The organism is Bradyrhizobium sp. 190 (assembly GCF_023073415.1).
Taxonomy (GTDB): Bacteria; Pseudomonadota; Alphaproteobacteria; order Rhizobiales; family Xanthobacteraceae; genus Bradyrhizobium.
This window is the reverse complement of the sequence record NZ_JADPJL010000077.1, coordinates 17256-42273: the sequence shown is the minus strand read 5'-3', so window position 1 is coordinate 42273 and position 25018 is coordinate 17256. Positions and strand designations below refer to the sequence as shown.

Genomic DNA, 25018 nt, shown 5'->3' with positions numbered 1-25018 from the left:
GGTGCTTACATTCACAAGGCGGTGATGGTAGGAAAAGGCATGCGCTCTGCCGCCAAATCCTCCGCCGCCAAGCCGCGCCGCCGCGCGACCGCGCCAAAGCCGTATCACCACGGCGATCTCCGGCGCGTCCTGATCGACGCCGCGCTGCAATTGGTCGGCGAGGGCGGGGCGGAGGCGGTCAGCGTTCGCGAGGCCGCCCGCCGCGCCGGCGTCTCGCCGGGGGCGCCGTTTCGGCATTTTCCGAGCCGCGACGCCCTGATGCAGGCGGTGGCGGAGGAGGCGCAGCGGCGGTTCCGCGCCGAGATCGAGGCGGCGCTGGCCGCGGCGCCTGGCGATCCGCTCGGCCGCTTTCGCTGCCTCGGGCTCGCCTACCTGCGCTGGGCGATGCGCAACCCGACCCATTTCGAAATCATTTCCAGCCGCCGCTTTTTCGATCATGACCGGGCGGACGCCATCAGCCGTGACAATGCCGAACTGATCGAGCTGACCGAGCGGACGCTCGCCGAGGCCTTTGCGGCAGGTCAGCTCCGACCAGCGGACCTCAAGCAGGTCCAGATCGCCGGGCGGGCACTGGTTTATGGCTTTGCCCGGATGAATATCGACGGCCATTTTCCGCGCTGGGGGGTGGCCGGCCCCGAGGCCGAGCGGACCGCCGAGGCAATCCTCGACCTCTTCATCGAGGGCATCGCCAGCCGCCCCTAACTCCCGTCGTCATTCCGGGACGCGAAGCGAACTTCAGATGAGCAATTGCGCATCGAATCTCGAGATTCTCAGGTGCGCAATTGCGCACCCTGGTTCGATGCTTCGCATCGCCCCGGAATGACAGCACCAAATTTACTCCTGCCGCGACCGCCGTTGGGCAAATTCATTGCGCGTTCATGACGATTCCACTACGTTTTTATGACGCGATCCAGGTTCCGGATGGGTCGTGCGTCTCCTGGTCGTCGCCAGCCAAGGCTTTGCATTGCGCCGGGTCATGTTGCGTATCCTCCCATGGCGCCCGCGCCAAATTCTGGGCCCTCCGCCACCACCCTTGCCGCAGGCCTTGCCGCGATCGGTTTTTGGCGGCTTTCGGCCGTTGCTGCACCGCACATGGCGGCGCTGGCGATCCTGCTGCAGACCGAAACCGATTTCGGCGGCCGCATGGGTTTTGCGCTGGCATGGGGCATCCTGAACTTCTTCTTTATCGCGCTGCTGCGGCGCCCGGCGCTGTCGGGCGCGCTGTCGCTGACGCTGGTCGTGCTCTTGGTGCTGCTGTCGCGGCTCAAGCACGACGTCGTCCAGATGACCGCGAACTTCGTCGACCTGATGGTGATCGACCGCGACACCGCGGCCTACCTGTTCACGATCTTTCCCAATCTGCGCTGGAGCGTGGTCGGCGCCGCGCTCGTCATCCTGCCGCTGATGTACGCGCTGTGGTGGCTCGATCCGTTCCGCATCCGCCGCCTGCCGGCGGTGGCCGGCCTGCTGGCCGGTCTCGCTGCGCTCGTCGGTTATTCCATGGCCTGGCCGGATGAAGCCTGGCGCGGCTATTACGACGACGGCTATTTCTCCAAATTCGCCCGCTCGGGCGTGACGGCGGTCTCCGACTTCGCCAATTACGGCTTCATGGAATCGGAAGCCGTGACCGCCGAGCGGCTCAAGGTGCCGCTGGTTGATTCCTGTCATGTTGCCGGCCGCCGCCCGCACATCATCATGATCCATGACGAGTCGAGCTTCGACATCCGCCAGGCCAGTGGCGTCAAGGTGCCGCCGGGCTATGGCGGCCACTTCAAGTCCTTTGACGGCCGCGAGCGCAGGTTCATGGCCGAAAGCAGCGGCGGCGCAAGCTGGATGGCCGAGTACAACGTGCTGGCCGGCCTGTCGTCGCGCTCGTTCGGCCGCTTCTCCTATTTCGTCACCCGCATCGCGGCGGGGCGGGTCGAGCGCGGGTTGCCGCTGGCGCTGCGCCGTTGCGGTTACAGCACCCTCTCGCTCTATCCGGCCTACGGTGCCTTCATGGGCGCGCGCGGTTTCCAGACTTCCACGGGCATCCAGCACTTCTACGATGCGCGCGACCTCGGCGCCAAGGGCATCGAGCCGGACAGTTTCTTCTACGACAAGGCCGTCAAGCTGATCGCCGAGCAGCCGGTCAACACGCCGCTGTTCACCTTCGTCTATCTCGCCGCCAACCATTTCCCCTGGGAAACCAGGTTCCGCCCGGACCTGCTGCCGTCCTGGCGCAAGCCGGGCAACGAGCCGGTGGTCGACGAATATCTGCGGCGCCAGACCATGAGCGCCGGCGACTATGCGGGCTTCGTCGCCAGCCTGAAGAAGAAGTTCCCGGCGCAGCCGTTCCTGATCGTTCGCTACGGCGACCATCAGCCGGAGTTCTCGTCGAACTTGCTGGATCCCGGCCTGGATGAAGCCAGGGTCGCCCGCAAGTTCAACACCTATGATCCGCGCTACTTCACCACCTATTACGCGATCGATGCCATCAACTTCGAGCCGGTGAAGAGTTCCGCCGTGATGGACACGATCGACGCGCCCTATCTGCCGCTGGTGATTCAGGAAGCCGCCGGCATTCCGCTCGACCCGTCCTTCGAGGAGCAAAAGAACATCATGCTCCGCTGCAAGGGGGTATTCTACGCCTGCAAGGACGGCGCCGAAGCGCGCAGGTTCAACCGATTGTTGATCGAGGCAGGTTTCATCAAAGGGCTCTGAGGATAAATGTCAGCCGTAGCGGGACCCGGAATGAGCGACAGCATCCGCGCGGAATCGCGGGACGCTCGGTTCTTTGCGCTGGCTGGCCTGATCGTTGCCGTCCATCTGGCGGGGCTCGTGGTTTTCTTGACCACCGAATACGGGCCGTTTGCGATCACGCTCTCCTTGTTGGCGTGGGTCTTCGTGAATTGCTTCCTGCTGGTCGTGCTGCAGCGGCCCGGAATCTGCGCCGCCCTCGCGCTGGCCTTGATCGTGATCCTGATCGCACTGTCGCACTTCAAGTTTGGAATTCTGCAGCTAACGCTGACGTTCCTCGACTTCCTGATCATCGACCGCGATACGTTTTCGTTCCTGCTCTCGGTGTTCCCGAAGCTGCAAATGCAGTTGATGATCGCGGGGCTGATTGCGGTTCCGCTGCTGTGGGCGCTCTGGCGCTTCGATCCGTTTCGCGTGCGCCGCCGCCTTGCATTGATGGGAGTGGGGGCGAGCGCTGCGCTGATCGCGGTGATGTCGGTCGTATCGCCCGAGCAGGCATGGGAGCCGTTCCAGGGCGTCAATCATATTTCCAATCTGGCGCGCTCGGGTGTGGTGGCGGTGTCGCGGCTGGCTTCGACGGGATGGATTGAGGCCGATCCGCCGGCGAACGGCCCGCTCAGCCTCGCGCGGGACGCCCACGCCGCCGGCCTGCCTGGGCTGCCATCAGGCGAGGCCTGCGAAGCCACGGCCAAGCGGCCGCACATCATCATGCTGCTCGATGAGTCGAGCTTCGACGTCACCTCGGCGCCCGGCATCAAGGTGCCGGCGGGATATGCCGATTTCTTCAAGTCGATCGACGGCAAGCAGCGGACGATGATCGCGGAGTCGACCGGCGGCCCGACATGGTACACCGAGTACAACGTGCTGACCGGCCTGTCGGCGCGCTCGTTCGGCGATCTGAAATTCTACGTCACGCGGATCGCCGCCGGCCGCGTGACGCGCGGACTGCCGCATGCCCTGCAGCGCTGCGGCTACAAGACTGTCTCGCTCTATCCGACCTATGGCGACTTCCTGAGCGCGCGTGCCTTCCAGAAGGGCATCGGCGTCGAAGAGTTCATCGACATGGCTGAGATGGGCGTGAACGAGGACATGCAGCCCGACCAGTTCTATTACGATCAGGCGCTGAAGGTGTTCGCGCGCGAGCAGCCGCGGCAGTCGCCGGTCTTCATGTTCGTCTACCTCACCGCCAATCATTTCCCCTGGACCGACGTCTATCGGCCCGATCTGACGCCCGCGGGCTGGACGCCGCCGGGCAACACCGCCGAGGTCGATGAGTACATTCGCCGCCAGACCATGACGGCCAACGACTATCGCGAATTCACCGAGCGGCTGAAGCGCGACTATCCGGAAGAGTCGTTCCTTGTGCTGCGCTTCGGCGATCACCAGCCGGCGATCTCGCAAAAGCTGCTGGAGCCCGGGATCGATCGGAAACTGCTGGCGAAACGCCTGATGGCCACCGATCCGCGCTATTACTCGACTTATTATGCGATCGACGGCATCAACTACCAGCCGCGCAATTTGTCGTCCGCCCTTGAAACGCTCGACGCGGCCTATATCCCGCTCGTGCTCCAGGAAGCCGCCGGCCTCCCGCTCGATCCGTCGTTCGCCGAGCAGAAGAGCATCATGTTCCGCTGCAAAGGCACGTTCTACACCTGCAAGAAAGGCGCGGAGGCGCGCCGGTTCAACCGCCTCCTGATCGATGCCGGGATGATTAAGGGGCTGTGACGCGCGCCGTCATTGCCAGGTTTGACTCCGGCCCATCACCGTCATTGCGAGGAGCGAAGCGACGAAGCAATCCATCTGTCCCCGCGTGGAGAGATGGATTGCTTCGCTTCGCTCGCAATGACGGGGAGGGGGCGCGGCAAGCCTCCTACTTCTTCCCCACCTTCTCCCACAGCCACTGCGCCACCGCATCCGGCGAGCTCGTTGCGTCATTTCCTGCCGCGCGCAGGTTCGCCTCGCGCATCGTGGCGATGTCGATCTTTCCGAGCAGTGGCGCCAGCGCCTTGCGCAAGCCATCGTCATTGGCACGCTTCGGCGCCAGCAGCACCATCGCGTCGTAGGGCGGGATCGCGCGCCTGATATCGCCGAGAACAACCAGGTCGTATTTCGCGATCAGCCCGTCGCTGGTGTAGCCGGCGATGACGTCGACTTCGCCGGAGGCGACCGCCGCATACATGAAGTCCGGCTGCATCTGCCGCTGGCCGCGGAACGACAGACCGTAGGCCTTGCGCAGCGCGGTCCATTCGGGGCGCGAGAAGAACTCATAGTCGCCGGCGATCGACATGTTCGCCGCGCGTGCGGCGAGGTCGGCAATGGTTCGGATGCCCAATTGCTCGGCGCGCTTGCGCGGCATCACCAGCGCATAGGCGTTCTCGAAGCCGAGTTCGCCCAATAGCGTGATGTTCTGCTTTGCCAGCATCGTCTTCAGCTCGGCCAGCAGCTCCTGGCGCGGCCTGATGTCGGTGCGCTGGAACTGGTTGGCCCACAGCGTGCCGGAATAGTCGACATAGACGTCGATATCGTTGGCCGCCAGCGCCTCGAAGATCACGTTGGAGCCGAGGCCTTCGCGCGTCGTCGCAGGAAGGGAGGCTGCTTTCAGCCGCTGCGCCATCAATGCCGAAAGCACATATTGTTCGGTGAAGGTTTTTGCGCCGACGATGTAGCTGGTCTGCGAGCGCATCATGGTCGGCACCAGCGTCGCCGCGACGAGCACCGCGATGCCGGCGCCACCCAGCGCCGCGCGAAAACGGCTGCGGTGGCGCAGGCCGCTTTCGATCAGCGCCAGCAGTTGATCGACCAGCAGCGCCAGCACCGCGGCGGCAAGACAGCCGAACAGCACGAACACCCAGTTCTGGGTCTGTAGCCCCGCAAAAATGTAATTGCCGAGACTGGTCTGGCCGATCGGCGTCGACAGCGTCGCGGTGCCGATCACCCAGACCGCCGCGGTGCGGATGCCCGCCATCATTACCGGCAGCGCCAGCGGCAATTCCACCGTGAACAGCGATTGCCGCGGTGTCATGCCCACGCCCTGGGCTGCTTCGAGGATGGCGGCATCGACGCCCTGCAAGCCGGTGATGGTGTTGCGCAGCACCGGCAGCATCGAATAGAGCGCCAGCGCCAGCACCGCGGGCAAAAATCCGAACGCGGAAAAACTGACGCCGAACCACGACAGCGAGAGCGCCGCGAGCGCCAGCAGCAGCGGATAGAACAGCGCCAGCAGCGCCAGCCCCGGCACCGTCTGCACGATGCTGGCGAGGCCGAGCAGGGCGCCGCGCATCACCGGGCGATGACGCGAGAGGATGGCGAGCGGCAAGCTGACGAGTAAGCCCAGCGCCAGCGCGGTGACGCTGACGCGGACATGGTTGCCGAGATAGTCGGGCAGGTGGCCCAACGCCTCGCCCCAGCGCGGATCGGCGAAGATGCTCATGCCGCACCGTCCTGCGGCAGCAACGCGCCGAGCCGCTCGGCCTGCCGCCGCGGCGTGCGCAGGAGTTCGCCGACGTAAGCGTCACTGCTTTCGGAAAGTTCTGACGGCGTACCCTGCGCCAGCAGCCGGCCGCCTCCCATCACCGCGATCCGGTCGGCGAGCAGGATCGCTTCGGTCATGTCATGGGTGATCATGACCGTGGTCAGGCCTAGCGTGCGATGCAGCTCGCGAAAATCGTCGCCGAGCGCGTCGCGGGTCAAGGGGTCGAGCGCGCCGAACGGCTCGTCCATCAGCACGATGCGCGGCTTTGCGGCCAGCGCGCGCGCCACGCCGACGCGCTGGCGCTGGCCGCCGGAGAGTTCATGCGGCAGGCGGTCGCGGTATTGGGCGCGGTCGAGCCTGACAAGGTCGAGCAGTTCATCCACCCGCGCGGAAATCTCGGCGGGCGGCGTGCCCGTCAGCTTCGGCGTGATGCCGATATTGCCGGCGACGGACAGATGCGGAAACAATCCCCCGCTCTGGAAGACATAACCGATCCGCCGCCGCAGCAGGATCGGATCGACGTTTTGCACGTCCTCGCCTTCGACCGTGATCGAACCGGAGTCCGCCTCGATCAGCCGATTGGCGAGCCGCAATAGCGTGGTCTTGCCCGAGCCGGAGCCGCCGACGATGGCCAGGAATTCGCCCTCGGCGACGTCGAGCGAGACGTCGTCGACGGCCCTCACGCGGCCATCGTCGAAGGTTTTGCCGACGTGCGCATAGGCGATCAGGGGAGTGGTCGGCATTTGGTGCGGTCTCAACCCTTGGCGCGATTCCCAACGGATACAGTGATAGCCGATAAATGGCCGGCCGTGAGCCGAGCGCGGGGTCTTTTATGCCGACGGCCCTTCAATTCCAAACCTCATGATCGCGGATCACGCCGCAATTAAATGGCTTTGACTTCCGGCGATAACCTACCCATCATCGGGGTTCGGGTGGCGGCGCGCGATTTATTGCGAGCCGATGGCGGCGAACATGAATTCGGAAGGTTCGATCGTACTGCGGCACCCGGTACTGTGCTCCGCGCCTACTCTGTGCAGAAAGGTCGGCTCGGCCGGCTAAAATAGTCAGCAAATTTGCCCCTGGAGGTTGAGCCAACGGGCGTTTGATTCGATGTCAGAGGTCTCGGATAGTCCTTTCGGGCGTGTGCTGGATCCGATGGAACGGATCTCGGAGACCTTGTTCGGCCTGATCATGGCTCTCACCTTCATTTGCAGCCTCGGTGTCGCAACGTCGGGCAACATCAAGATTCAAACGATGCTGATCGGAGCGCTCGGCTGCAACCTGGCTTGGGGCATCGTTGACGGTGGTCTTTATCTGCTGGCGCGCATCAACGAGCGGGGCGGCAAGAACCTGACCCTGCGCGCAGTACGGCAGGCGCCGGATGCTGAGACCGCGCAACGCGTCATCTCCGACGCGCTGCCGCTGGAATTGGTGTCGGTCTTGACTGCGGAACAACTGGAGTTGATGCGGCAAAAATTGCTGCAGTCGCCTGAGCCCAAGGGTCCGAAACTGACCGGGCGTGACTGGACCGGCGCGCTGGGGCTTTGCTTGCTGAGTTTCCTTGCGACTTTCCCCGTCGTGATCCCCCTCATCGTCATCGGCGACGCCAAACTGGCGTTGCGCGTCTCCTACGCCGTCGCCATCGCGATGCTGTTCGGCTGTGGCTACGCGTTCGGAGTTCATAGCGGGATCAAACCCTGGGTGGCGGGTCTTTCGATGGTGGCCTTTGGCAGTGCGCTGGTCGGCATCGCGGTAGCCCTTGGAGGATAGTCAATGGTGCGGCAAGGAGGCGTTGCGAGAGTCTGGCACATCAGCGGCATCTCGATTGCCGCCTTCGTTGCCTTATCGCTTGCGCCGATGACCGGCGGCTTGGCGCACGCGCAAACCCTCGAGGTGAGCCCGGGCGGTGCGATCGGCCTTGGCAATCGCGGCTGGTCGGCCTCCGAACCGAACCGCGCGACGTCTGCGAATGAGCTCGAATTCAGCGCCCGCGCGGGGGCTGCATCCGACTACATTTATCGCGGGACCACGCTGTCCGATCACGGGCCCGCAGCCGGCGCCGCCGTTGAAGCAAGGTTTGGCGGTCTGTATGCCGGCACCACCGTGGCCACCGTCAAACTGCCGACTCAACCATCCGCCGAGTTCACTTTTGCGGCCGGCATCCGCCAGAAGATCGCAACGATCGACTTCGATTTCGGCATGACCTACTTCGCCTATCCCGGAGAGAGGCTACCCGGCGAGACCGGCATCAATTATTGGGAGGCGGTTGTCCGCGGCGATCGAAGCATCGGCGAACAGGTCCGCGTCGCCGCCGGCTATGCCTATTCTCCGAACGTCTCAAACACCGGCGCCTGGAGCCAATACGTCGCGGCTGGTGTGGGTTACGACGTGCCGGGCCGTCTGCTCCCGCCGAACCTTGGCGTATCCTTCACCACCGCTGCCGGCTATTCGTGGTTCGGAAATCAGGCGCCGACCCTCGGCGGCTTCCCGCTACCCGCCTATCTCAATTGGCAGGCGGGGGTGACCTTCACTCACAAGGCCTTCAACCTCGATCTGCGCTACTACGACACCAATCTGTCGAAAGAGAACTGCTTCGTCTTCACCGGAGATCCAAACGCGCGGCTGGGTGGCCGTGTCGATCCCGTTACCAACCCGGCTGGCCTCATCTCGAACTGGTGCAGCGCGACGTTCGTCGCCAAGGCCTGGTTTGCATTTTAGATAAAGCTCGTTCGCGGCGTCGGATTCCATTCGCGTGCGAGCTTTGCGCTTCGGTGATTCGAAGGGGCACCGTCACCCACCATTGTCCGGCAGCGACTTTTGAGCAGGCATCAGGCGTTCGCTTAGAACTTGCATCTCGTGTAGTTCAGGCTCATTCCCGCAATCTCGGGAAATGACCGGGAAATAGTGTCGTCGTCGATGATTTTCAGGTTGAAGCGGACATCCTGGGTCATGATGCTCGACGCGCAAGCTGCGGAAAGCTCGATTCTATCGCCCTCCTGCTTTCTGGATTTGATTGTGCAGGTCGCGGCTCTTCCTCTGATCCGGTCGCCATCGATGATGAAACCTGAACCAAAAAGCTCGGAAAACTCTGCATATACGACCCCGCCATCCTTCTTTGTGAAGACCTGGCTGCATAGATCCGCGTGCCCCGCCCATGCGCCTGTGAGTTCGATCGCCCGCGCTTCGGCCACGGAAAAGATGCTCGAGCCCAGCATGACGGCTGCCCCAGCCAATCGGAACGCTCTACACATAATCTCTTCTCCCAAATTCAATGGTTTTGAATGCCTTGCTTGCCCTTCTTGATCTTGCCCTTCTTTCGGCGGCCGCCATCTTAGCCTCTAATGTCAGCGATTTCAGCTAAGAACGGTCGCGGGTAGGGGGATGAACAAGGCATATCCAAGCGCCATCGTGCCAGCCTATCATCAGCCGAGCGTCGCGCGGCCCTCCTTTCTCGATCGCGGGACGTAAAAACGGTCGCCCTGCAAAAGAGGGCAGGCCGAAGTCTCGACCGGTTCGATCCGAAAGCCGGAGATGATCAACGACCCGCGTTGCAGCGCCGCGTTGAACTTATCCTTGGTAACCGCTAAGGCATCCGTCCAAATCTTGGGGAGAAAGCATGGCGGATACCGCAGAGCCCGTGGCGGTCGCACTCGACGACGCGACGGTGGCGTTTCGCGTGGCCGGGAATCGTGTCTACACAGCCGTGGAGCGGGCCAGCCTGTCCGTCGCCCATGGCGAGTTCGTCGCCATTGTGGGCCCGACAGGGTGCGGGAAATCGACGCTGCTCAACGTGGCGGCCGGGCTTTTGAAGCCCGCCGCGGGGTCGGTGAAGATTTTCGGTCAGCCGTTGACAGGGTTGAACCGGGATGCCGGCTATCTGTTTCAGGCCGATGCGCTGTTTCCCTGGAAGACCGCGATCGACAACGTCGCCATTGGCCTCGACATCAAGGGCGCCCCGCGCGAGCAGGCGCTGCAGCGCGCGCAGGGCTGGCTCACTTCCGTCGGCCTCGGCGCCTTCGCCAACCGCTATCCGCACATGCTGTCCGGCGGCCAGCGCAAGCGCGTCGGCCTTGCACAGGTGCTGATCCGCGATCCAAAAATCCTTTTGATGGACGAGCCGTTCGGCCCGCTCGACGCCCAGACCCGCCAGATCATGGGCAATTTGCTGCTGGAACTGTGGAACGCCGACCGCAAGGCGGTGCTGTTCGTCACCCACGATCTCGAAGAGGCGATCGCGCTCGCCGATCGGGTCGTGATCATGTCGGCAGGGCCCAGCGCGCGCATCATCGGCGACTGGCGGGTGCCGCTGCCGCGCCCGCGCGACATCTCGGAAGTGCGGATGGAAAAGCAATTCCACGAACTGCACCGCGAAATCTGGAGCGTGCTGAAGGACGAAGTGATGAAGGGTTATGCGCAGTCGACGCTAAGTGCGGAGGTCGGCTGATGTCGCGCCTGACACTGCTGTTCTGGCAATTGATGGTGGCCGTGGTCGCACTCTCGCTGTGGCACATCCTCACCACCGTCCCGCTGTTCGGCCGCATCCTGCTGCCGCCGTTCTTCTTCTCCAACCCGGTCGATGTCGCGAGCCAGATCGTCAAATGGTTCTCGAGCGGGGTGATCTGGAAGCATCTGATGATCACGCTGTGGGAGTCGGTGCTGGCTTTCGTGATCGGCTCGGTCGGCGGCGTGCTGGTCGGCTTCTGGTTCGCGCGCCAGCCGCGCGTCGCCGCGGTGTTCGATCCCTACGTCAAGATGGTCAACGCGCTGCCGCGCGTGGTGCTGGCGCCGATCTTCACACTGTGGCTCGGCCTCGGCATCTGGTCCAAGGTCGCGCTCGGCGTGACGCTGGTGTTCTTCATCGTGTTCTTCAACGTCTATCAGGGCGTCAAGGAGGTCAGCCAAACCGTGCTGGACAACGGCCGCATGCTCGGCATGAGCGAGCGGCAATTGACGCGGCATGTGTACTGGCCGTCGGCGCTGTCGTGGATGTTTTCCTCGCTGCACACTGCGGTCGGCTTTGCAGTTGTCGGCGCCGTCGTCGGCGAATATCTGGGGTCGGCGGCCGGTCTCGGCTACCTGATCCAGCAGGCCGAAGGCGTGTTCGACGTTGCCGCCGTGTTCGCCGGCATGTTCGTGCTGTCAGCTTTCGTCATCCTGATCGACATGGTGGTGACGCTGGTCGAGCGCCGGCTGCTGGTCTGGCGGCCGGTGGCGGCGGAGGGCAGGGGATAGGTCCCTCCGTCATTGCAGGAATCGTAGGGCGGGCAAAGCGACTTGTCCGCCGTAGCTCAACGAGCGAAGGCGGAAGCGTGCCCACCATCGAGACTGCGATGCGGATGGATGGTGGGCACGGCGCGATGCGCCTTTGCCCACCCTATGGCTCTGTCGAAGGCCACACTAGGTGGGGACATCGGATGCCATTTGAAATTGCGGAGCCAATTTCACGTCAGCGGTGATCGAGTTGGAAATGAAGCAGTTTGCTTTCACCTCGGCCATGATCGTTCGGGCGGCCTCGATATCGGCCTCGCTGCTCAAGACCACGATTGGCCGAACGCTGACTTCGACAATCCGATACTTGCCGTCGACGTTTGCCAGCAAGCCTTCCGCGGCGCTTTCATAGGCCACAAACTCCAGCCTCTTACCTTGGGCGAACGACACAAACGTCAGCATCATGCAAGCATTCAGCGCGGCGACCAACATTTCTTCGGGAGCCCAGACGCCGGCCTCTCCCTTGAATTCAGGAGGACTGCCGATCTCGATGTCGGGTTTGTCGGGTGCCGACGTTCGGCCGCGGCGAGCGGTGTCCCAGACCAGGTTATTCCTGTACTGAAAGGACTTGTATGTTTTCCCTGTTGCCACGAGATCCTCCAGGATGACCTTATCGGAGCCTTATGGCTCCAGCCGTCATTGCGAGGAGCGAAAGCGACGAAGCAATCCATTTCTCGGCTTGCAGTCCTATGGATTGCATCGCTTCGCTCGCAATGACGGCGGAGAACGTAGGGTGGGCAAAGCGCAGCGTGCCCACCATCTGCAGATCGTGATGACGCTGGATGGTGGGCACGGCACTGCGTGCCTTTGCCCACCCTACGGCTGAGGCGCCCCTGCAGCCCTCAATTCAACATCTTCGTATCGTCAGGCGCCTGCGGCGGCGTCTTGATCGCGATCGCCTTGATGGTCCGGCCGTCGGGCTTGGTGCCGCCATGCGCGGTGCCCTTCGGGATCACGACGAGGTCACCCGGCTTCACCTTCACTTCCTTGTCGCCCAGCCAGATCGTGCCGGTGCCGTCCAGGATGTACTGGATCTCGTTGGTGTTGGGATGCATGTGCTTGCCGACATTGCCGTCCTGGATCGAGATGGTCATGCCGTCGGCGGCCACGAACAGTTTGGAGCGCATTCCGGTGCCCGAGGGCATACCGAGCTTGTCGCCTTCGAGTTCGCCAGTGTGAATGACCTGCGCGGTGATGTTCTCGGCGGCGATCGCCGGACGGAGCAGGTGGGTGACGCTGCAGCCGGCGGCGAAAGCGGCGGCGAGCGATAGCGTGATGGCTAAGCGATTCATGGGCAATCCTCCCCTGTGATGTTTTTTTGTGGGAGGGATGCTATGCCGACGCTCCGCGCTTGGCCAGCCGGCGGAAAGTCGCCTTCTCAACGTCCGCGCGCTGCTCTATCTTGCCGGCCAACGAATGGAGGAACCCATGAAGAAACTGTTTGGCCGGCTGGCCGGAGCACTGCTGGCGCTGACGCTGACATCCGGCTTTGCCGCAGCGCAAAGCAAGGTCACGATCGCGATCGGGGGCGGCTCCTGCCTGTGCTACCTGCCGACCGTGCTTGCCAGGCAGCTCGGCGAATACGAGAAAGCGGGGCTGGCGGTCGAGCTGGTCGACCTCAAGGGCGGTTCGGACGCGCTGAAAGCCGTGCTCGGCGGCAGCGCCGACGTGGTGTCGGGCTATTTCGACCACTGCGTCAATCTGGCCGCCAAGAAGCAGGAGCTGCAGTCCTTCGTGATCTATGACCGCTATCCCGGCCTGGTGCTGGTTGTATCGCCCAAGCACACCAGCGAGATCAAATCGATCAAGGATCTGGCCGGCAAGAAGGTCGGCGTCAGCGCGCCGGGCTCCTCGACCGATTTCTTCCTGAAATATCTCCTGAAGAAGAATGGCCTCGACCCGACCAGCGCCGCGGTGATCGGCGTCGGTCTCGGCGCCACCGCCGTGGCGGCGATGCAGCAGGGACAGATCGAGGCGGCCGTGATGCTCGATCCCTCCGTCACCGTTCTGCAGGGCAGCTATCCCGATTTGAAGATACTGGCCGATACCCGCAGCGAGAAGGATACGCTCGCCGTGTTCGGCGGGGAATACCCGGGCGGCGCGCTCTATACGACCACGGCCTGGATCAAGTCGCACGAGAAGGAAGTGCAGGCGCTGACCACGGCGATCGTCAACACGCTCGACTGGATTCACTCGCATTCGCCGGAAGAGATCATGGCGAAGATGCCCGACGAAATCGTCGGCAAGAACAAGGAGCTTTATCTGGCGGCGCTGAAGAACACGATCCCGATGTATTCGCTGACCGGCAAGATGGACCCCAAGGGCGCGGATGCGGTGCTCGCGGTGTTCAGCGAGGGGTCGCCGGAGATCGCCAAGGCCAATATCGACGTGACCAAGACTTACACCAACAAATATGTCGAGCAGGTCAAGAAGACCTCGGGTGCGAATCCGAAGTAAGGTCTGGATAGGATCGGCGTGATATCAAGCGAAGTCAGGCGATGAGTGGCACGAAGCCTCCTGTCATTCATCGCGTCAGCGCGCTAGACCTCGTTGTCGAAGCGTGGACCTGGCCGTTTGCCGAAGAGCGGTGTGCCGAGATAGCTGCGCATTTCGCGGATAAGCAGCGCGAAAAGCCCGCTATGTGGAACGGCCGCGTGCTGCTCGGGCGCAATCCGGTGTTTTTAGGCGATCGCTTCAGCGCCAGCTATTTCGAAACCGATTTCGCAAGCTTTCTGGCCTGGCGCGATTGGGGCTTTCCTGACCCAAGCGTGTTCAACGGGTTCGGCATGGGCGCGCTCCGCTGTGCTGACGGCGCCTTCGTGCTCGGCGAGATGGGCCAACACACGTCGAACGCGGGGCGCATCTATTTCCCTTCCGGAACGCCCGACCTCGACGACATCAGGAACGGCACGGTCGACATATCAGGCAGCGTCACGCGCGAACTCGAGGAAGAGACCGGGCTGGCGCCGGGCGAATACGAGAGCGAGCCGCATTGGCACTGCGTCTACACCGGACCTGCGGTTGCGATGATCCGCATGTTGCGGGTCGATATGCCGGGTGACGTCGTGCGCGAGCGGATCGAGCGCAATCTCGCCGTGCAGCGTCAGCCGGAATTATCCGCCATCCACCTCGTGCGCGGCACGCACGATCTCACCGCCGCCATGCCGCGTTTTGTCACGGCCTTTCTTGAAGCGCAGTTTGCGGCCTAGCCATGGCGCTTTCTTTTTTTGGCGACGCCTGCCTTTTTGACGGTACCTCTCTTCGCTGACGCGCCTGTGGTCGCGCCGGCCGGTCGTCGCTCGGCGGCGGTGGCGATTGCCGTCTTCCGGTTCGACAGTTTCAACTTCGTATAATCAAGCACCCGTTCCATCGCGATCCGTGCCTTCCCGGCGTCGCCGCTCTCGATCGCGCGCGCGGCGGCGGCATGGTTGGGCAGATTCTCCTTGAACCAACCGACGCTGCCGACTGCGACATCGAAGACCGTGTTCAGGATGGTGTCGATGGCGCCGCGAAAGCCCTGCAGCACCGGATTGTGCGTGGCGTCGAGGATCGCAAGGTGAAACGCCTTGTCCGCGGTGATGGCGCTCGCCTCGTCCTGCGCGGTCTCCATCGCAGCTAAAGCCGTATTGATCCGCCAGCGGTCGTTTTTGGTGGCGCGTTCGGCGGCAAGTGCCGCGGCGGCCGGCTCGATGATCGAGCGGACTTCCTGGATGGCCAGCAGCAGATCGCGGTCCGGCTCGTTCTGGCCGACCAGCCAGCTCAAGACGTCGCGGTCGAGCAGGCTCCATTCAGAGCGCGGCAGCACATGCGTGCCGTGCCGGGGACGGACGCTCACCATTCCCTTTGCGGCGAGCGTCTTGACCGCTTCCCGTACCACGCCGCGGCCGACGCCGAAGCGGGCTTCGAGATCCGGCTCGGGCGGCAAGGCGGCTCCGACCGGAATGTGATCCTGCGCAATTTCGCGGCCGAGCCTCGTCAACACGTTGCGAATGCGCCCCGGCTTGATGCGCCTGTCGGCGGTCCGTGGCTTGGCCACCTCGTTCTGCTCCTGATCTCGGGTGAATTCGCGATTGCCTAACACGCGCACGCTGTGCTAGGCAATCATCCGATGTTTAACATCCGATGTTTGTGCTGATCACGCGCGCATCGGTCGGACCGGAGATTGCTACTTTTGGGTGCCGAGGCGCCGCGACAGTGTGGCATCGGTTATTCGGCTTGACATCGCGCGGCGCTGCCCGTGTGATGAGAAGAACAACTACAAAAAGAAAACGACAAAAAAGAAAAAGGTGCATTGCACCATCAGAGGGAGGATACGATGCCGGGGCACAAAGCTGCGCGCCTTCTCGTTGGCCTGTCTGCCGCAATCGCGGCGCTGGGGATGGCGGTGACCGCCGAAGCCCAGGAAAAGAAAATCAAGATTGGCGTGATTTACGACCTCACCGGCCCGCTCGCGGGCGGCGGTTCGGAGCTGCAACATATCGGCGCCAAGATCATGCTCGACCAGTACGCCAAGACCGGCGTCGAGGGCTACAAGGTCGAAGCGGTCTACGCCGACGCCCAGAGCAAGCCAGATGTGGCGATCAACGAGGCGGTGCGGCTGATCGAGCAGGAAAAAGTCAACATGCTGCTCGGCTTCTTCTCGTCGGCGCAGTGCGTGCCGGTGGCCGCGCGCGTCGAGCAGCTCAAGAACTTCATGTGGATCACCACCTGCATTTCCTCGGCGGTGCTGTCCGACAAGAACTTCAAATACGTGTTCCGGCCGCAGGCCTCGGGCGACCAGTTCGGTCTGATGACCACGGATTTCATCGCGCAGAACGCCAAGGAGAAGCTCGGCAAGGAGCCAAAGGATTTGCGCGTCGCCATCATCCACGAGGACGGCGCCTACGGCGTTGACGTGTCGAAGGGCAACGAGGCTGGTGCCAAGAAGGCCGGCTTCAACATCGTGTTGAAGGAGGGCTATGCCGCCACCGCGCCCGATCTTTCCTCCCTCGTGACCAAGCTGAAACGTGCGCGGCCGGACGTGATCTTTCACACCGGCTACAACCCCGACATCACCCTGTTCGGGCGTCAGGCGCGCGAGCAGGGCCTGAAATTCGCGGCGCTGGTCGGCCATGGCGCAGGCTACGGCGTTTACGAGAAGCTGAAGGAAGGCCTGGGCGGCGACGTCAACTACGTCTTCAACGCCGACCCGATCTCGATCTGGGCTTCGAACGAAAAAGGCCTGAATCCCAAGCTGCCGCCGGTCATCAAGATGGTCGGTGACGAGTTCGACAAGGTGAAGCCTGGGGTTGCTATCCGCTCCGCCCATGTCGGCATGGCGGCGTCGAACACCTACGTCTTTCTGACCGAGGTGCTGCCGCGCGCCATCAAGAAGCATGGCGGCGTTGATCCCGATGCGCTGCGCAAGGCCGCGCTGGAGGTCGACATTCCAGAGGGTGGCACCATGCTGGGCTTCGGCGTCAAGTTCTTTGGCGAGGGCAACCAGATGGCCGGTCAGAACGAGCGCTCATTCCCGGTGGTCATCCAGTATGTCGACGACAAGTCGTACGTGGTTTGGCCGAAGAGCCAGGCGCAGCGCGAGGCCGTGCTGCCCCTGCCGAAGGGAACCACGTTCAGCAACCAGTAGAGCATGATCCCCGCGCAAACGCTTCGCGTTTGTCGCGCTTTCTGGACTATGCTCAAACAAGAAACGTCGACGGAGAATCCGGCGTGCTGACGGTAGAAGGGTTGGTGAAGCGTTTCGGCGGCTTCACTGCTGTGAACAACGTGTCGTTCCGGGTCGAGCAGGGCGAGATTCTCGGCCTGATCGGCCCCAACGGCTCCGGCAAGAGCACGATCTTCAACATGCTGTCGGGCACGCTGGTGCCGACGGCGGGCTCGATCCTGTTCGACGGCGCGGAAATCGCGGGCGTCGCGCCGCACCGTATCATCAACAGCGGCATCGGCCGCACTTTCCAGATCCCGCGGCCGTTTCACCGGCTCAGCATTTTTGAGAACGTGGCGCTCGCCGGCTACTACGGCCAGGGCCGCCACAGCCGCGCCAAGGCGGATGAGGCGGCGGAGCGCGCGCTTCATATGGTCGGCCTGCCGACCAATCGGCATGCCAGCGTGGATGGGCTCGGTGCTGCCGGCCTGAAAAAACTCGAACTGGCAAAAGCGCTCGCGACGGGGCCAAAACTTCTGCTCGCCGACGAAAGCCTCGGCGGGCTCGACGAGCACGAGATGGATCAGGCCGCCGACATGCTGCGCAGGATCCGCGACGAGCTTGGCATCACCATCATCTGGGTCGAGCATATCATGGGCGTGTTGATGCGGGTGGTCGACCGCGTGATGGTGCTCGATCACGGCGAGAAGATTTCGGAAGGCCTGCCGAGCGCGGTGGCCGGCGATCCCAGGGTGATCGAGGTCTATCTCGGCACGGATGCGGATTCGAGCCAGGCTGCGGCGGCGGAAGCGCGCCGCAAGGCGGGGATCTGACGCATGCTCGAATTGAAATCGATCGACGCGGGCTACGGCACCTTCCAGGCATTGTTCGGCATCAATCTCGACGTCAAGGCGGGCGAGGCGGTCGGCGTGATCGGTCCCAACGGCGCCGGCAAGACCACGCTGATGCGGGTGATCTCAGGGCTGATCCGCCCCACCAGGGGCGCGATCTCGATGGAAGGCCACGACGTGCTGGCGACGCCGGCGCATCGCATCGTCGATCTCGGCATCGCGCACGTGCCGGAAAACCGCCGGCTGTTTCCGCGGCTGACCGTCGACGATAATCTGAAGATGGGCGCCTATATGCCGGGCGCGCGAGCCAAATATGCCGAGCGGCTGGAATTCGTGTTCGATCTGTTCCCGCGCATGAAGGAGCGGCGCAGCCAGATGGCCGGCACCCTGTCGGGCGGCGAGCAGCAGATGTGCGCGATCGGCCGCGCGCTGATGTCGGACCCGAAATTGTTGCTGCTCGACGAGCCCTCTGCGGGACTGGCGCCGGTCGTGGTGCAACAGGTGTTCGAACTGGTGAAGCGTATCCGCGCCAGCGGGCTGACGGTGCTGATCGTCGAACAGAACGTGCAGCAGGTGCTGAAGGTGGTCGACCGCGCCTATCTCCTCGAGGCCGGCACCATCCGCGCGTCCGGCACGTCGGAAGAGATGTTGTCCACCGATACCATCAAGCAGGCATATCTCGGAGTTTAGGGTAGGGCGAGCATGATCCGAAAAAGTGGGTACCGGTTTTTCGAAGAGATCATGCTCCAATAATAAGGGCTCGCATGCAGGGATTTCTCGACATCTTCGACATCTATCTGCTGGAAGCCGTGGTCAACGGCATCCTGCTTGGCGGGGTGCTGGCGCTGCTCGCGCTCGGGCTCAATTTGATCTTCGGCGTCATCGACGTCACCTGGATCTGCTACGCCGAGTTGGTCATGATCGGCATGTACGGCATGTACTACATGGTCCAGGTGTTCGGCCTGCCGTACTGGGTTGCTGCGCCGTTCGCCATCCTGCTGGTCGCGGCCCTTGGCGCGGCGCTGCACTACATCGTCATCGCGCCGCTGCTTACCGCGCCGCCGATCAACCAGTTGCTCGCCACCGGCGGTGTGCTGTTCATCCTGCAGAGCTTTGCCACCGTCGCCTTCGGCATCGACTTCCGCAACCTCGGCATCCGCCTGCCGGTGCTGGCGATCGGCGAGATGCATTTCAGCTATTCGCGGTTGCTCGCCTTCGCTGCCGCCTTGATCGGCATGTTGGCTATCTACTTCTTCATGAAGCGCACCTATACCGGGACTGCGATCCGCGCCGTCGCGCAGGACCGTCAGATCATGTCGCTGATGGGGGTGGATACCAAGCGCATTTACATCATCACCTCGGCGCTCGGCGGCGCGCTCGCCGGCCTCGCCGCTTGTCTCCTTGTGCTGCAGTATGACGTGCATCCCTTCGTCGGGCTGTCGTTCGGGCCGATCACCTTTCTGATCTGCGTGCTTGGCGGGCTCGGCAATTTCGTCGGCGGCTTCATCGCGGCATTCGTGTTCGCCCAGATCATTTCGCTGGGCGGCCTGTTCTCCGATCTTGAATGGGGCTACGTGCTGGCGTTCGCCTTCTTCATCGTCATGATGTTCATCCGGCCCGCGGGCCTTTTTGCGAGGCGCTCGTGAATTCCCGCTACATCGCCTGGGCCGTTGGCCTCGCCGCGCTGGTCGCGCTGCCTTTCGTCTATCGCGAGCCCTATCACCTGCACATCCTGGTGCTGATCCTGATCTGGTCGTTCGCCTATACCGCATGGTCGATCATGGGCCGCTTCGGGCTGGTGTCGCTCGGCCATGGCGGCTTCATGGGCGTCGGCGCCTATGTCACCGCGCTATTGTGGAACCATCTCGGCGTGTCGCCGTGGATCGGCATTCCGATCAGCATGGTGGCGGCGGGAGTATTGGCGCTTATCGTCGCCTATCCCTGTTTCCGTTTCCGCATCACCGGGCATTATTTCGTGCTGGTGACGCTGGCGTTGTCAGGCATCGTGCTGCAGGTCATTACCGCGACGCGTGACTACACCGGCGGCTCGCTCGGCTATACGCCGAACCGCGCCCCCAGCGGCAAGGGGCTGCTCGCGCTGCAATTCGACGATAAGACGACGTGGTACCTGATCGCGCTCGGCGTCTGGGTGCTCGGCCTTCTGGTCTGGCGCTGGGTCGACCGCAGCATGAGCCGCTACGCCATGGAGGCGATCTCAGAAGACGAGGACGCAGCGGCTGCCGCCGGCGTCAACGTCACGGCCGAAAAGCTCAAGATCACCCTGATTTCGGCGCTGATGACGGCGCTAGCCGGTGCGCTCTACTGCCAGTACCAGATGTTCATCTCGCCCGACACCGTCAGCGGCATCGCGGTGTCGCTGCAGATGGTGTTCGCCGTTATCGTCGGCGGCCTCTACGTCTCGCTTGGGCCGACGGTTGGCGCCATCATCACCATCATGCTCGCCGAAGTGCTGCGCATCGGCTTCGGCACCAAGGCGGTGGGCTGGGATAACCTGGTTTACGGCGTGCTGCTGGTCATCTTCATCATATTCCTTCCCAAGGGCATTCTTGGTAGCGTCCTCGACCGACTGAAGACGCAACCCAAGCCCTCCGGGACGAAATGAGCAAGAAACCCTCGCAATCGCTTGCCGATGAGCTGAAGCCCTATGTCGCCCCGTTCCGTTTTGACGGAGCGGGCGAATTTCACCTGAAGTCGCACAAGACCAACGAGAAGGGCGGCCTCGACAAGGATAAGGCGACCAGGATCATCGAGGCCAATCGCGAGCGCCTGAACGATTTCCAGGAAAAGCTCTACGCGCAGGACCGCTGGTCGCTACTCCTGATCTTCCAGGGCATGGACGCCGCCGGCAAGGATTCTGCGATCAAGAGCGTGTTCGAGGGCGTCAATCCGCAGGGCTGCGACGTCTGGTCGTTCAAGCAGCCGTCGAGCAGGGAACTTGACCACGATTTCCTGTGGCGATCCATGATCGCACTGCCGGAGCGCGGCCGGATCGGTATCTTCAACCGGTCCTATTATGAGGAGTGCCTGGTGGTGCGGGTGCATCCGGAGATACTCGCCAAGCAGAAGATACCCGAGCGGCTGGTGACCAAGGATATCTGGAAGGAGCGGTTCGAGGACATCTCCGCCATGGAACGCTACCTCGCGCGCAACGGCACCGTGATTCTGAAGTTCTTCATGAACGTGTCGAAAGAGGAACAGCGCGAGCGCTTCCTCGAGCGGCTGGAGGATCCCGCCAAGAATTGGAAATTCTCGCTGGCCGACATCGGCGAGCGCAAGCTGTGGGCGAAATATCAGGCCGCCTATCAGGATATGATCCACCACACCTCGACCAAACAGGCGCCCTGGCACATCGTGCCCGCCGACCACAAATGGTTCGCCCGCGTGGTGATCGGCTCGGCCATCGTCAGTGCACTAGACAGACTCGACCTGCATTTTCCCAAGGTCGACAAGGCCGACCGCAGCGAATTCAAGCAGGTCCGCGAGGCGCTGCTGGCGGAGGGAAAGGGTGTGGCGAAGTGACCGGTGCGTAGCCCGCATGAGCGGAGCGATATGCGGGAGCGTCACGTCCGTCTGGCGGCTATGCGACGAATTTTTTGTACAACCAGCGACGGCCGTCGTGGCGCCGCCAAACCTGTCCGCGCACCAGCCGGCCGGTAATGCTGCGTCTCGGCATGATGACCCGCCGTAGATGCCAGGTGGTTGGTTTGGCCGGGCGCTTCAGTCCAAACTTGTCGATGTTGATGGTTGTAAATCTGATCGATGCCATGCTGACCCACTTGGCTCAAGCTGCCCGCTGCAGGCACCGCCCACAGCGGGCATCTTGGCGCCCCTCATCGGCTTTCACGATCGTCGCCCTGCCACGACCGCGAGAAATAACACTGACTCGAGGGATCCCGTTCTCGATCCCCGCGATACGGGAATCATAGCGAATCGGGCGGCCACAGTGGTCAACGAAATCCGGGTTTTGACCTGGGTTATAATTATTGGCCGTCACTGCGATATTTTTGCCCCATGCTTCACCATGACTCATGAGCGTCCGCTAGTGTGCGTTTGGGTCTTCAGAAGTAGGGTGGGCAAAGGCGCGCTTGCGCCGTGCCCACCATGGCGCGGAATATTCGGACGGAATGGTGGGCACGCTGCGCTTTGCCCACCCTACGGGCGGTGCGTTACTCCGCGGTCTCCCCGAAGATCATCTGCCAGCCTTTTCGCGTGTCCATGTATTCGCGAACCTGCTTGATGCGGCCGTCAGCGACGACAAAGACGAAGCAGTAGTCGTTGTCATACGGCCGTCCTTCCGGAAGCGTCGCCCGCATCCGCTCTTCAATGATCACCGTGTCACCGTCGGCATGGATGGCGCGGAACGAAATATCTATCCCTGAGAACAGGCGGTGCATCTCGGAGGCGATGAAGCGTGCGATCTGGTCGGGGCCGATCATGTGATCGGTATGCGCCAGCGCCACCGCTGTTGCGTTGCGGGCCGGCGCGATCCATTCGGCGTCCGGCGTGAAGAGCGATGCGATCCGGCCGGCGTCGCGCGTCGAAAATGTTTTCCAGGCGTTGAGGACGACGTCTTTGGGTGTCGGGTGATCCATGGTTTGGCTTTCGGTCAGGAGTGAAACAATCGCTCCTCATCTAGGCCGGTCCTGCCGTTGCCGCTGGCCGGAATCGGACCTCATCATCCGCGCCGCTTTCCTCCGTTGCGCGATGCGCTAGAATTCGAGAATGCTGAGTTTCGATGTCTGCAATGCCGCCCGGCTGCGGCGTGATGCGCGCTACGACGGCCGCTTCTTCACGGCCGTGCGGACCACGCGGATCTATTGCCGCCCGGTCTGCCCGGTGAAGCACCCGCTGACGCGCAACGTCACCTATTATCCTACGGCCGCTGCCGCCGAGGCGGCGGGGTACCGGCCGTGCCTGCGCTGCCGCCCGGAGACCGCTCCATTCTGCCCGGCCTGGAATGGAACGCGCTCCACGGTTGCGCGGGCGCTGAAACTGATCGACGGCGGCGTGCTGGAGCGCGGCTCGGTCGACGCATTGGCGGAGAAACTCGGGATCACCTCGCGCCATCTCGCCCGCCTGTTCGAACGCCATGTCGGAGCAAGCCCGCAGCAGGTCGCGACCACCCGCCGCGTCCAGCGACGCCAAGCGGCTGCTCGACACCACCGACGACACGATGACGGAGATCGCCTTCCGCGCGGGCTTCGGCAGCGTCCGCCGCTTCAACGCCGCGTTCGCCGATCTGTATGGCCGCTCGCCATCGAGCCTTCGCGCCAAGCCGCGGAGGCGGTGGAATTGACGAGCGACCGCGACCAGCGGTCAGCTCGAATGTGTGGACGGCAGCGTCAGCCAAGTGCAGAAAGATGGCGAAGCGCACGCAGCTCCTTTGCCGCCGCTTTCATGAGAGGCTTTGCCTGCTCATCCTCGCGGCCAACGATAATGCCCGAAGCAAAGGCACGGGCGCGCCGGTCTTGCGGTGGCGCGTGGAGCGCAGCGTCTGCCGCCAACTTTCGGTCCGCAATGAAGTCGTTGAGCGAACCCAGCGCATCCTGAATCTTCTTCGCATGTTTCGATAGACACGCAAGCGCCTTTCGCTCGCGTTTGCTGCGGAAAAGGCTTTCGAAAAACTCGGCCGCGTATCTGAGCTTCTTCATCCTGATGCGGAATTTGTGCCGTTCGGTTGCCGTCATCTCCTGCAGCTTCTCTGCGTCCTTGTGTGCCTTCCTCATGCGCCGATCCAGCAGTTTCGCGGCGAATTCGCCAAGTTCGCTGTCTGCGACGTCTGTATGGCCGCGCTGGGTGTGGATCCACGCTAGCACATCGACGAGCAGCGCGCGGCATCGCGGCGAATTGACAGCCTTCCTGGCCCGCTCCAGCGCCTCGGCGCGTTTGTCGGCGAATTCCCTGGCGATGGCCTTGCCGCCCCGCTGCGATATTATTTCGCGGGCGACGGGACCAATCTTCTCCTGCAGGAAGACGTCGAGCTCGCGCGCGGGCGCCAACTCGTTTGTCAGCCATCTGAGTTCTGCCTTGATTTTTCGGTTTTCGCAGTCGCCAATGCCTTCGAAAACAGCGAGATGGCCGCGCGCAGACGGCGCAAGCCTACGCGCATCTGATGTACGCCTTCCGGATCAAGCTTGCGGATGGCGTCGGCATTTCCGGAAAAGTGGCGAAGCGCGGAGCGGGCGATGACTTGGAAACCCTCGATGGCGCTCATTCGCTTCTCGAGCTCGATCGGCTCGGCGAAAACAGCTTGATGGCCCTTGCCGTTGACAAGGTCGTAGCCCTGGTCAGCCTTGGCTCTCAAACTAAGTTCGGCGGCGAGCTTTCGCTCCAACGCCTTCGCGATGCGAAGCAGATCCCTTACTGGACCGCTTTTCAATTCGAGTTCAATTTCCTCGATGCGCCTTGTGTGTCCGGCCGCGACGATCCTGCCGTGATCAATCGCAAGCTCCAGTTCGCTCCGTTTGGTGCGGACCGGCATGGTGATGCGATGTACCGAGGTCTCGAAGATCGGCTTCAACTTGCGCCGCAGCTTGTTCGAGGCCAACCGCTGAAGCGGCGTGCCGTTCGCCTCGTCGAGATCGGGGGTGCGGCCTCCTATTTCGGTTTCCCACTCGCCCCGACCGAACTGCGCGCCGGACGTCTTCTTGATCGTTTGTACGTGCTTGCCGTCCATCTGCCTCACCCGGAGCAGAAGTCCGCGCCGCTTCAGCTTGTGTTTCCGCGTGTCGAAATAGGTCGACAGCAGATCGCTCTCCGAGGGCTCGCCGATCTTGCAGCCGGGCACCCTCAACTTGGAAGAGGACCCGAGATTGCGCTTGGGCATGCGGAACTTGATTTCGGTCTCAACGCCCATCTGATGCTCGCCTGACCCTGTGGGCTGGTAACGCCGGAAGGCGTTTCCTGGTGCCGGCCGCCTCGCATCCGATTTTGCTTGGCCATTGGGTCACCCGTCCTGACCATCTTTTGGCATTGCGGCCAGCCGCAAAATTCGTCTAGAACAGGTGCGGAACGCCGTCCCGG

General features: G+C 62.9%; 23 protein-coding genes and 2 pseudogenes. 16 read left to right on the top strand and 9 right to left on the bottom strand.

The annotated features are described in order from the left end of the window. Positions 1 to 39: 39 nt before the first annotated feature. The 3 genes from IVB22_RS38010 to IVB22_RS38000 all read left to right on the top strand — a co-directional run bounded on the left by IVB22_RS38010 (position 40) and on the right by IVB22_RS38000 (position 4464). On the top strand, positions 40 to 702 hold the full coding sequence (locus tag IVB22_RS38010; protein WP_247522261.1) for a TetR/AcrR family transcriptional regulator: 663 nt from the start codon (positions 40 to 42) through the stop codon (positions 700 to 702). Positions 703 to 993: 291 nt separating this feature from the next. Continuing rightward, a complete protein-coding gene (locus tag IVB22_RS38005; RefSeq protein WP_247522260.1) occupies positions 994 to 2703 on the top strand; it encodes a sulfatase-like hydrolase/transferase in 1710 nt (569 codons plus the stop codon). A gap of 30 nt (positions 2704 to 2733) precedes the next feature. Further along, complete coding sequence (locus IVB22_RS38000; protein ID WP_247522259.1) at positions 2734 to 4464, top strand: sulfatase-like hydrolase/transferase; 1731 nt, start codon at positions 2734 to 2736, stop codon at positions 4462 to 4464. Between the two features lie 145 nt (positions 4465 to 4609). On the opposite strand, the gene IVB22_RS37995 is transcribed toward IVB22_RS38000, so the two are convergent. Both IVB22_RS37995 and IVB22_RS37990 read right to left on the bottom strand, forming a co-directional pair. After that, positions 4610 to 6169, bottom strand: coding sequence for an ABC transporter permease/substrate-binding protein (locus IVB22_RS37995; protein ID WP_247522258.1), 1560 nt, complete (start codon positions 6167 to 6169; stop codon positions 4610 to 4612). Beyond that, entirely contained in the window at positions 6166 to 6954 is a 789-nt protein-coding gene (locus IVB22_RS37990) for an ATP-binding cassette domain-containing protein (RefSeq protein ID WP_247522257.1), read from the bottom strand. Before IVB22_RS37990 ends, IVB22_RS37995 begins: the two co-directional genes overlap by 4 nt. Before the next feature lie 367 nt (positions 6955 to 7321). Between IVB22_RS37990 and IVB22_RS37985 the strand changes: the two genes are divergently transcribed. Further along, the gene (locus tag IVB22_RS37985) at positions 7322 to 7981 is read left to right on the top strand and encodes a VIT1/CCC1 transporter family protein (RefSeq protein ID WP_247522256.1); all 660 of its coding nucleotides are present in this window, start codon (positions 7322 to 7324) and stop codon (positions 7979 to 7981) included. A gap of 3 nt (positions 7982 to 7984) precedes the next feature. After that, positions 7985 to 8929, top strand: coding sequence for a TorF family putative porin (locus IVB22_RS37980; protein WP_247522255.1), 945 nt, complete (start codon positions 7985 to 7987; stop codon positions 8927 to 8929). A gap of 122 nt (positions 8930 to 9051) precedes the next feature. Here IVB22_RS37980 and IVB22_RS37975 read toward each other — a convergent pair whose 3' ends face one another. Continuing rightward, positions 9052 to 9426, bottom strand: a complete 375-nt coding sequence (locus IVB22_RS37975) for a hypothetical protein (RefSeq protein ID WP_247522254.1) — start codon at positions 9424 to 9426, stop codon at positions 9052 to 9054. Between the two features lie 401 nt (positions 9427 to 9827). Between IVB22_RS37975 and IVB22_RS37970 the strand changes: the two genes are divergently transcribed. Together IVB22_RS37970 and IVB22_RS37965 are read left to right on the top strand one after the other, a co-directional pair. Next, the gene (locus IVB22_RS37970) at positions 9828 to 10655 is read left to right on the top strand and encodes an ABC transporter ATP-binding protein (RefSeq protein WP_247522253.1); all 828 of its coding nucleotides are present in this window, start codon (positions 9828 to 9830) and stop codon (positions 10653 to 10655) included. Beyond that, a complete protein-coding gene (locus IVB22_RS37965) occupies positions 10655 to 11443 on the top strand; it encodes an ABC transporter permease (RefSeq protein ID WP_247522252.1) in 789 nt (262 codons plus the stop codon). The genes IVB22_RS37970 and IVB22_RS37965 overlap by 1 nt, the downstream gene beginning before the upstream one ends. 165 nt (positions 11444 to 11608) lie before the next feature. On the opposite strand, the gene IVB22_RS41205 is transcribed toward IVB22_RS37965, so the two are convergent. Both IVB22_RS41205 and IVB22_RS37955 read right to left on the bottom strand, forming a co-directional pair. Continuing rightward, positions 11609 to 12070 carry an OsmC family protein gene (locus IVB22_RS41205; protein WP_247522251.1) on the bottom strand — a complete coding sequence of 154 codons (462 nt, stop codon included), beginning with the start codon at positions 12068 to 12070 and terminating at the stop codon, positions 11609 to 11611. 251 nt (positions 12071 to 12321) lie between these two features. Then, positions 12322 to 12771 carry a cupin domain-containing protein gene (locus IVB22_RS37955; protein ID WP_247522250.1) on the bottom strand — a complete coding sequence of 150 codons (450 nt, stop codon included), beginning with the start codon at positions 12769 to 12771 and terminating at the stop codon, positions 12322 to 12324. Between the two features lie 136 nt (positions 12772 to 12907). Here IVB22_RS37955 and IVB22_RS37950 point away from each other — a divergent pair, with 136 nt between their 5' ends. Both IVB22_RS37950 and IVB22_RS37945 read left to right on the top strand, forming a co-directional pair. After that, on the top strand, positions 12908 to 13936 hold the full coding sequence (locus IVB22_RS37950) for an ABC transporter substrate-binding protein (protein ID WP_247522249.1): 1029 nt from the start codon (positions 12908 to 12910) through the stop codon (positions 13934 to 13936). 41 nt (positions 13937 to 13977) lie between these two features. Further along, positions 13978 to 14688, top strand: a complete 711-nt coding sequence (locus IVB22_RS37945) for an NUDIX hydrolase (RefSeq protein ID WP_247522248.1) — start codon at positions 13978 to 13980, stop codon at positions 14686 to 14688. Here IVB22_RS37945 and IVB22_RS37940 read toward each other — a convergent pair. Beyond that, entirely contained in the window at positions 14685 to 15515 is an 831-nt protein-coding gene (locus IVB22_RS37940) for a FadR/GntR family transcriptional regulator (protein ID WP_247522247.1), read from the bottom strand. The two genes, IVB22_RS37945 and IVB22_RS37940, sit on opposite strands and share 4 nt — an antisense overlap. 279 nt (positions 15516 to 15794) lie before the next feature. On the opposite strand from IVB22_RS37940, the gene IVB22_RS37935 reads away from it, so the two are divergent. From IVB22_RS37935 to IVB22_RS37910, 6 genes and pseudogenes are all read left to right on the top strand, one after another. Further along, positions 15795 to 17105 (top strand): ABC transporter substrate-binding protein, encoded by a 1311-nt coding sequence (locus IVB22_RS37935; RefSeq protein WP_247522246.1) that lies wholly within the window; start codon positions 15795 to 15797, stop codon positions 17103 to 17105. Between the two features lie 83 nt (positions 17106 to 17188). Then, positions 17189 to 17956, top strand: coding sequence for an ABC transporter ATP-binding protein (locus IVB22_RS37930; protein WP_247522245.1), 768 nt, complete (start codon positions 17189 to 17191; stop codon positions 17954 to 17956). Positions 17957 to 17959: 3 nt separating this feature from the next. Beyond that, on the top strand, positions 17960 to 18664 hold the full coding sequence (locus IVB22_RS37925) for an ABC transporter ATP-binding protein (RefSeq protein ID WP_247522244.1): 705 nt from the start codon (positions 17960 to 17962) through the stop codon (positions 18662 to 18664). 74 nt (positions 18665 to 18738) lie between these two features. Next, complete coding sequence (locus IVB22_RS37920) at positions 18739 to 19620, top strand: branched-chain amino acid ABC transporter permease (protein WP_247522243.1); 882 nt, start codon at positions 18739 to 18741, stop codon at positions 19618 to 19620. Further along, positions 19617 to 20628, top strand: a pseudogene (locus tag IVB22_RS37915) (branched-chain amino acid ABC transporter permease). The gene IVB22_RS37920 and the pseudogene IVB22_RS37915 overlap by 4 nt, the downstream one beginning before the upstream one ends. Then, positions 20594 to 21514, top strand: coding sequence for a polyphosphate kinase 2 family protein (locus IVB22_RS37910; protein ID WP_247522241.1), 921 nt, complete (start codon positions 20594 to 20596; stop codon positions 21512 to 21514). The pseudogene IVB22_RS37915 and the gene IVB22_RS37910 overlap by 35 nt, the downstream one beginning before the upstream one ends. Positions 21515 to 22161: 647 nt before the next feature. Here the strand turns inward: IVB22_RS37910 and IVB22_RS37905 are convergent. Continuing rightward, positions 22162 to 22587, bottom strand: a complete 426-nt coding sequence (locus IVB22_RS37905; RefSeq protein WP_247522240.1) for a nuclear transport factor 2 family protein — start codon at positions 22585 to 22587, stop codon at positions 22162 to 22164. Positions 22588 to 22717: 130 nt separating this feature from the next. Between IVB22_RS37905 and IVB22_RS37900 the strand changes: the two are divergent. Further along, a pseudogene (locus IVB22_RS37900) lies at positions 22718 to 23291 on the top strand (bifunctional transcriptional activator/DNA repair enzyme AdaA). A 46-nt stretch (positions 23292 to 23337) separates the two neighbouring features. Here IVB22_RS37900 and IVB22_RS41300 read toward each other — a convergent pair. Together IVB22_RS41300 and IVB22_RS41295 are read right to left on the bottom strand one after the other, a co-directional pair. Then, positions 23338 to 24027: a CHAD domain-containing protein gene (locus IVB22_RS41300; protein WP_308200502.1), complete on the bottom strand. Its 690-nt coding sequence runs from the start codon at positions 24025 to 24027 to the stop codon at positions 23338 to 23340. Further along, complete coding sequence (locus IVB22_RS41295; protein WP_308200501.1) at positions 24003 to 24851, bottom strand: inorganic triphosphatase; 849 nt, start codon at positions 24849 to 24851, stop codon at positions 24003 to 24005. Before IVB22_RS41295 ends, IVB22_RS41300 begins: the two co-directional genes overlap by 25 nt. Between the last annotated feature and the right edge of the window lie 167 nt (positions 24852 to 25018).